Origin of the sequence: Bellilinea sp. (assembly GCF_034432615.1) — a bacterium.
Lineage (GTDB): Bacteria > Chloroflexota > Anaerolineae > Anaerolineales > Anaerolineaceae > Bellilinea.
This window is the reverse complement of the sequence record NZ_DAOUBL010000087.1, coordinates 1-5,272: the sequence shown is the minus strand read 5'-3', so window position 1 is coordinate 5,272 and position 5,272 is coordinate 1. Positions and strand designations below refer to the sequence as shown.

7 protein-coding genes and 1 tRNA gene are annotated in these 5,272 nt (G+C 55.9%); 6 read left to right on the top strand and 2 right to left on the bottom strand.

The annotated features are described in order from the left end of the window. The first annotated feature begins 11 nt into the window (after positions 1-11). From VAE48_RS17485 to VAE48_RS04060, 5 genes are all read left to right on the top strand, one after another. Positions 12-122, top strand: coding sequence for a hypothetical protein (locus VAE48_RS17485; protein WP_416181019.1), 111 nt, complete (start codon positions 12-14; stop codon positions 120-122). A gap of 13 nt (positions 123-135) precedes the next feature. Then, the gene (locus VAE48_RS04075) at positions 136-399 is read left to right on the top strand and encodes a cation:proton antiporter (RefSeq protein WP_322792043.1); all 264 of its coding nucleotides are present in this window, start codon (positions 136-138) and stop codon (positions 397-399) included. Continuing rightward, positions 396-815 carry a monovalent cation/H(+) antiporter subunit G gene (mnhG, locus tag VAE48_RS04070; RefSeq protein ID WP_322792042.1) on the top strand — a complete coding sequence of 140 codons (420 nt, stop codon included), beginning with the start codon at positions 396-398 and terminating at the stop codon, positions 813-815. Before VAE48_RS04075 ends, mnhG begins: the two co-directional genes overlap by 4 nt. A gap of 68 nt (positions 816-883) precedes the next feature. Further along, entirely contained in the window at positions 884-1,819 is a 936-nt protein-coding gene (locus VAE48_RS04065; protein WP_322792041.1) for an NAD-dependent epimerase/dehydratase family protein, read from the top strand. 183 nt (positions 1,820-2,002) lie between these two features. After that, positions 2,003-3,460 carry a hypothetical protein gene (locus VAE48_RS04060; protein WP_322792040.1) on the top strand — a complete coding sequence of 486 codons (1,458 nt, stop codon included), beginning with the start codon at positions 2,003-2,005 and terminating at the stop codon, positions 3,458-3,460. 9 nt (positions 3,461-3,469) lie between these two features. On the opposite strand, the gene VAE48_RS04055 is transcribed toward VAE48_RS04060, so the two are convergent. Further along, positions 3,470-4,444, bottom strand: a complete 975-nt coding sequence (locus VAE48_RS04055) for a LysM peptidoglycan-binding domain-containing protein (RefSeq protein WP_322792039.1) — start codon at positions 4,442-4,444, stop codon at positions 3,470-3,472. A gap of 108 nt (positions 4,445-4,552) precedes the next feature. Further along, the gene (locus VAE48_RS04050; RefSeq protein WP_322792038.1) at positions 4,553-4,969 is read right to left on the bottom strand and encodes a hypothetical protein; all 417 of its coding nucleotides are present in this window, start codon (positions 4,967-4,969) and stop codon (positions 4,553-4,555) included. A gap of 90 nt (positions 4,970-5,059) precedes the next feature. On the opposite strand from VAE48_RS04050, the gene VAE48_RS04045 reads away from it, so the two are divergent. After that, a tRNA-Lys gene (locus tag VAE48_RS04045) sits at positions 5,060-5,132 on the top strand. Positions 5,133-5,272 lie beyond the last annotated feature (140 nt).

Genomic DNA, 5,272 nt, shown 5'->3' with positions numbered 1-5,272 from the left:
CGCCCGGTACGCTGGGTCTGGATGTTTCCAGCGACCGCAAGGTGGTTTACATCCACACGCTGGATGCCCGCGACCCCAGCAATTCCGCCGTTACATGCAGGAAGGTTTCGTACGGCGGGTAAAGGAGTTGTTCACATGAATATCGAAACCCTGTATATCGTTGCACTGGGGATGATCAGTCTGGGGCTGGTTCTGGCCTTCATCCGGCTGGTGCGCGGACCGAGTCTGCCTGACCGCGTTGTGGCAATTGATCTGGTTGTGGCGCTGGCCATCGGCATCATTGCCAGTTACGCCATTCTCTTCGATCAGCCGGCGTTTCTAGATGTGGCCATCATCATCGCCCTGATTTCATTCTTGGGTACGATTGCCTTTGCTTATTATATTGAGCGGAGGGTATGATGCTGCGCGAATGGATCGTTGCCATGGTAATGCTGCTCGGCGCCGGCTTCATGCTCATCGCCAGTATCGGTTTGCTGCGCATGCCAGACCTGTTTTTACGCATGTCCGCCACCTCCAAAGCCGCCACCCTCGGCGCCGGCCTGGTCATGCTGGCTGCCGCATTGTATTTTGGGGAATCTGGCATTACCCTGCGGGTACTGGCGATCATCGTCTTTCTGCTGCTGACCGTGCCGGTTGCCGCCCACATGATCGGCCGGGCGGCTTACTTCGATGGTGTCCCCTTGTGGAAAGGCACGCTGATAGATGATCTGCGCGGCCACTATCGCACCAGCGATCACCAGCTGGTACGAGACGCCGAATCCTCGGAAGAGTTTGCAATTCCGGAAGGCGAAGAAGGGGATGATTTCCTTAATTAGCAGCCGATGAATGTGCTATAATCCGCTCAGAAACAATTTCTTCACTTCCCCGGGATGACGATTCGAATATGAGATTTTTGATTACCGGTGCAGCCGGCTTTCTGGGTTCGGCGCTGGCAAACCGTCTTGTGCAGGAGGGGCACTCGGTGCGCGGGCTGGACGACCTTTCTACAGGCGACCCTTCTGCTCTTTCGCCGGAGGTTCATTTTGTGCGCGGGGATGTCAACGACCGCCCCAAATTGTGGACTCTCCTGCAGGAAATTGACTGCGTCTATCATCTGGCTGCCAAAGTGCTGGTGCCCGAATCGGTGCTTTATCCCCGTGAGTACAACGAAGTCAACGTGGGTGGTACCGTTACCCTGATGGAAGCCATGCGGGATGTCGGCGTGCGGCGGGTGGTGTTCATCTCATCCGGCGCAATTTATGGGAATCAGGAGAGCCAGCCGGTCAGCGAGGATGCCATCCCCAATCCCCGCTCCCCCTATGCGGTTTCAAAACTGGCAGCCGAATACTACGTCAAGACGATTGGACGTTTGTGGGGCATCGAAACGGTCTGCCTGCGCGTGTTCAACGCCTACGGCCCCGGGCAGCATCTGCCGCCGGTTCACGCCCCGGTGCTGCTCAACTTTTTACGGCAGGCGCTCCAAAACGGAACACTGGTGATTCACGGTGACGGAACACAAACGCGGGATTATGTGTACGTAGATGATGTTGTGCAGGCGATGATTGCCGCCTCTACCGCCCCCGGCGTGGATCAAATGACCATCAATGTGGGCAGCGGAGTGGAAACCAGTGTGCGCGATCTGGTCAAGGTGGTCATTTCCGTAACCGGCAGCGAACCGGAAGTGGTGTACAACCCGCGCAGCGATGGAGGGCCGGCGCGCATGTGCGCTGATCTCAGGCAGGCCGCCTCGCTGTTGAACTACCGACCGTCCATTTCGCTGGAAAGCGGGTTGCGCCTGACACTCGAACGCGACCCACGTCTGCGTTCGCGCAATGGTTAAGTCAAACCGCCTTTAACAAATTCCTTCGTGTCAACTTTATGTCCACACCCAGGGGGTATGCTAATAGCATCGGGGTTTGTACCTCGCTCTAATCCATAAATCTCTTTTTTTTCTTTCATCAGAATTCTCATCTACCCAAATGGGGCCTATTCATCCACTCGGGAGGGAAGTTGGAACAACGGCATGAAGAGTAGCACAGGGTTGGCTTTGCTGACAGCGTTAACCGTTCTTTTAATGGGCTGCCTCAGCGCATGCGCTTCTCATCCTGCACCGGTTACCGTTCAGCAGCCCGGCACGTTCAGCGTTGACCCGCTGCTGCGTGAGTTTTATGCCTCGCTCGGCGGTGAAGACCTGCTCGGCCCGGCCATCACTGCCCTCTTTTCACTGGACAACCTGCAATGCCAGTACACCCAAAACGTACTGATGTGCTTCGACCCGCTGGCACAGGGAATTCAACGCTTCAGTCTGTATCCGCTGGGGCGAACCTTCGATTTGGGCGAACCTGCCAGTGCTGTCAGTACGGTGGGTGACGAAAACGATTATCCCGTTTATGAGGAATTTACCGCCCTCTATCAGCGTCTTTACGGCGCGCAATACGCCGGTGAACCGCTCACCCCACCGCGCTTCAACCCCAACAAGAACCGCATTGAGCAATACTTCGAAAACGTCGGTTTTTACCGCAATTTAGACGATCCGCAGGGAGAGGTCTACCTGCTTTCTTACGGCGTTTATGCCTGTTCAGCCGACTGCCGTTTCTCACCGCCTTCCAGCGCGATTGTGATCCGCAATGTGGTGGAAATGGAACAGCCCTTCCTGCCACGGCTGGTGCGGCTGGGAGGGCTCAAGGTATTTGGACTGCCGCTCACCCACCCCTACCTTGCAGCGGATGGCTTCCGTGAACAGGTTTATGAAAATGTGGTGCTTTACGCTCCGCCGGATAATCCCAACGCCGTCCGTCTGCGCCCCGTCGCCCGTCTGGCCGGTATGCCGGTGGGTCAGCCGATGCCGCGCCGTTACAGTGAGGATGATGGTGTGGTCTTTTTCCCGCTGGAAGGTGAAAACGGCTTTCACATCCCGCTGGTATTTGACCGATTCATCGCCTCTCACGGCGGTATAGAAATTTCGGGTGTTCCTTTGAGTGAACCCTATCCCATTGGCGAAAATCTTTACCGCCAGTGTTTCGAAAATTACTGTCTGGATTATGATAACCGCCCCGACGCAACCGAACGGGTGCGCATGGCAGCCCTGGGGCGCGAGTACTTAAGAATCAATGGTCTGCAAGCACCTCAGGCAGCCCCGTTTGAAATGACTGCCGAAACCGTGCAGATGGTGGTCAGTGCAGCCAACCCTCGCCTGACCGCCGAAGAACCCCAACAGTTTGAAGTATTGCTGCTACGGGCATACGACCAGCAACCGCTGAGCTCGGTTGAGGCCACCCTCACGCTGACCCTGCCGGACGGCAGACAGGCGCTTTACTACTTCCCCCCCACCGATGGGCAGGGCCGTTCGTTATTACGGATCGCCCCGTTGCAGCCGGCACTCCCCAACGGCAGCGTGGTGGCTTATCGGGTTTGTTTGAACATACCAGCCGGGCAGCCTATCTGTAAAGCAGATAGCTACCTGATCTGGAATTACCGCTGAAGCGACATTCTAGGGGACGGCTTCCGCAAGCAGGATGACCCGCACAATCGGGTTACTGCTGGTATACACGCGCAGGTGAAAGGACAGCGTTTGCCCCCTCATCAGCGGCTGATCGGATTCCCAGCGCCGCACACCCACCACCCGATCCTGTGCATCCAACGCCACGGCTGCCACAACGACGACACTGGCATCGCCATCCTCTTCTCCGCTCAGGCGCAGGCTGCCTCTGGCATCGGCCAGCAAACCGTCTTCAGAAAGGCTGATTTCATCCTGAGTAATTTCAACCTCCCGATAACGCTTGCTTTCAGCAGGAATGGGTAGCGCGGTCAACAGCTCCATCCCGGCATCGAATTGAACCGGCGCCGGAGGTGGGAAGAAAACTGCCAGCGGCAGCACACCGCCGGCCGCCAGCCGATTCAATGGTGGGTAGGCATTCTGGCTGAAAATTTGTCCGCTTAACCGGTCATACAGGCGGAAAACCGCCGATACCCCCTCCACATCAAAAGTTTGCGGATTGGAGAGCAGTGCAAAACACCAGATGCCATCATCCTGAGTGGGGTAACAATCGGGCTGCGGCAGGTTCAACCCAACCGGCGTTGGGGAAGGTGGGTTGCGCGGGTCAAGGGTGGGGGTGTACTGGGCTGCCGGCACAACCAGCTGGTCACCAATTCGCAGCGCATAGGGGTTGACGGTCGGGTTGGCGGTCAACAAATCCTGCAAGCTAATCCCGTAATACAGGGCAATCCCAAACAGGTCTTCGCCCCGCCGGATCATGTGAAGACGCGGTGTGGGGGTAGCCGTTGGCAGGGGCGTCGGTGTATTTGCAGGGGTTAAGGAAGGGGTAGAAGTGGACGGAGCGCCGGCGTAGGGCGTCAGCGTTACCGCCGCGACCGGGCGCAACGTTGGCGCAGGGAGTTGTGTGCCGGAGGGACTGCATGCGGTCAACAGAACTGCCGCCAGAAAACACAGGTAAACCTTTTTCATGCAAGCGATTATAACCGCAATTCATTTCTACCTGCCGGGCATAAAAAGGGGGGCTGAGCAATCACATTTCAAGCCATCAGCGCTTCCAGCGCGTCCTCCGCCTTTTCCTCAATCTTCGTACAAAGTGAGAGAACCTTTCTTGTCCTGGATTAAGTCTGCCGGCAAATCCAACACTGACCAGACAGCAGGGAGCGCAAACGAAATCGAGAAGGTGGCGGAAATCAGCAAATTGAGTGGGTACCTTGGGGCATTTGCCGGGCTTGAATGGTATGTCCGCCGATGAGCAGGATCAGGCGCAGGTGAAAGAGCTGGCTCGCCAAGTGCAAGAGGTAACCGAACAGTCGGTGGGAGGCAAAAGAGCATCCGGAACGCAATTGTTTTCGCAACTTTTCGTATTGCAGTGCATTCCTGCTCAATTTCTTCCAACAATCGGAGTTTTTCCAAGATGTACTTGGCGATAGCATTCCAAATTTTTTCCAGGTTTTTACGTCTTTCGCAACCCGTCATTTCTTTCATATCCGCCATGGTTGGTCTCCGGAAGCTTTTAATTTTGGGTTAAGACGCGAAAATTTGACCCCTGAAAAAAATTGGGATATAATACGCCTTGCCAAAAGTGGCTCACTAGCTCAACTGGCAGAGCAACTGACTCTTAATCAGTGGGTTCAGGGTTCGAGTCCCTGGTGAGTCACCTGAAAACCGCAAGGGGAAAAACGCCGTTATCCCTCATGCCCGCCGAAAGTGGCGTGCTATTAATTGGGTTCAGCGTCCCCATGAGGGGATGATATTCGAGTACCGGGTGAGTCACCTGAAATTTACATGGGGAAAAAC

Bases quoted from the DNA above. Each gene is read 5' to 3' on its own strand.
- VAE48_RS04075 (WP_322792043.1), top strand. From the start codon at position 136: ATGAATATCGAAACCCTGTATATCGTTGCACTGGGGATGATCAGTCTG.
- mnhG (WP_322792042.1), top strand. From the start codon at position 396: ATGATGCTGCGCGAATGGATCGTTGCCATGGTAATGCTGCTCGGCGCC.
- VAE48_RS04065 (WP_322792041.1), top strand. From the start codon at position 884: ATGAGATTTTTGATTACCGGTGCAGCCGGCTTTCTGGGTTCGGCGCTG.
- VAE48_RS04060 (WP_322792040.1), top strand. From the start codon at position 2,003: ATGAAGAGTAGCACAGGGTTGGCTTTGCTGACAGCGTTAACCGTTCTT.
- VAE48_RS04055 (WP_322792039.1), bottom strand. From the start codon at position 4,444: ATGAAAAAGGTTTACCTGTGTTTTCTGGCGGCAGTTCTGTTGACCGCA.
- VAE48_RS04050 (WP_322792038.1), bottom strand. From the start codon at position 4,969: ATGGCGGATATGAAAGAAATGACGGGTTGCGAAAGACGTAAAAACCTG.